Origin of the sequence: Pseudomonas sp. PSB11 (assembly GCF_014596605.1) — a bacterium.
In the GTDB taxonomy this organism is placed as follows: Bacteria; Pseudomonadota; Gammaproteobacteria; order Pseudomonadales; family Pseudomonadaceae; genus Aquipseudomonas; species Aquipseudomonas umsongensis.
This window is the reverse complement of the sequence record NZ_NOIO01000065.1, coordinates 1-1,533: the sequence shown is the minus strand read 5'-3', so window position 1 is coordinate 1,533 and position 1,533 is coordinate 1. Positions and strand designations below refer to the sequence as shown.

The following is a 1,533-nucleotide window of genomic DNA, read 5'->3' as shown; positions in this document are numbered from 1 at the left end:
TTCTTGCCCCCTCACGCCCTGAGCCTGTCCGTCAACCTGTGACGACCTCCATCGGCGCTTCTACCAACGTCGATCCACGCCGCGTCAAAGCCTGCAAGTAAGCCTTTTCGTCATAGAAGGTGCTGGTTTTCCAGCACCGGTAGACGATTCTGATCCACTTGAAAGCCAGCGCCCTAAGGGCCGCCTGGTATGAGCAGCCTTTAGCCCGCTGCTGCCGATAATAAGCCTCGGCCCACGTTGATTGATTGATGCTGTGAGCGGCCCATTCGACAAAGGTCTGACGCAAGAAAATTGAGCATTGGTAGCGCCAGTACACAACCTTCTTCTTGCCGCTACGCTGGGTAACGGGTGCGATTCCGGCATATCGCTGTAGCGCATTGGCGTCGCTAAATCGATCACGCTGTTCACCAAAAGCCACCATCAGACGCGGTGCAAGATGTTGGCCGGCACCAGGGAGTGCCTTGAAGATCGGGTAATCAGCCAAGCTGTTGGCCGTTTCTTCGATCTCGCGATCAAACACCTTGAGGATGCAAATGAGCCCTTTGAGTTGCGACGCCAAGGCTGTCGCGTACAGCTGCGAAGGACGTATTACCCCCGGGTCCTGCGTCAAAGGTATCGCTTTGCTGATGATTTCCCAGCGCGTTCGATTGAGTTGCGCGTGACGAGCATTGTGCTCGTTAAAGAACTTGAGAAACGTACTCTCGCGAGAACGCTTGAGGTGTTCAAGCGTGGGCCAGCGCATCAGGAAGTCACAAAACACCACGCTGTCATGATTGCTAAACAGCTCCAGGGCCGCTGGATAATACTGCTTGAGCATGCAGATCAGGCGATTGCTGACTTTCACTCGCTCATCGACCAGTGCCCGCCGATGTTCTGTCAGGCTGGCCAACATACGCATGGTCGGGCTTTGCGGCATCAGCTGGGGAAAGCGTTGGGGATAGGTGAGCAACAACTCAAGCGCCCATTGCGCATCGGTCGGATCATCCTTGGCACCGCTGCCGACAAAGGCTTTACGGTGCTTGGCCAAGGTGCTCGGATTGATTGGAAACAGGCAAAAGAACTCGTACTTTTGCAGGGCCGCCACCAACGCGCCCTTGTTGAGCTCAAGAGCAATCGCGATCGGAGCGCCGTAGCGCTCAAACAACGATTTCGCCCAGCGATCAATCGACTGAGGCGTGTGGTCGATGACAGAGAAATGCCGCCGGGTTTCCCCTGCGACCTGCAAACACACGTCGTGCTTGGTGTCTGCCCAATCTATTCCGACATAAGCAGTGAATTTCTGAGACAGGAGCGTTTGCATCAACAACCTCCACCGGCGCTAAAGTACGTGCAGGGACATGCATGCTTGCGTCCAGCGAAAGCGATATAGAGAGCCGTGTCGGGCTTTCCCTGAGTATTCGTTAGAGGGCGCAAGCGCACCTGGGGGCTCGAAAGTGAGGGGGTAATCATCACGTGCTTGAGAGGCATATTCGTAGCCCACAGGTGCATGTTCCTTCCCTGATCAAAACTGACTTCCAGACACCGAAGTATGGA

General features: G+C 55.3%; 1 protein-coding gene. It reads right to left on the bottom strand.

The window, feature by feature from the left end; genetic code table 11:
• Nucleotides 1-31 precede the first annotated feature (31 nt).
• Entirely contained in the window at nt 32-1,300 is a 1,269-nt protein-coding gene (locus tag CGA21_RS29670) for an IS110 family transposase (protein WP_110755353.1), read from the bottom strand.
• Nucleotides 1,301-1,533 lie beyond the last annotated feature (233 nt).

Bases quoted from the DNA above. Each gene is read 5' to 3' on its own strand.
- CGA21_RS29670 (WP_110755353.1), bottom strand. From the start codon at position 1,300: ATGCAAACGCTCCTGTCTCAGAAATTCACTGCTTATGTCGGAATAGAT.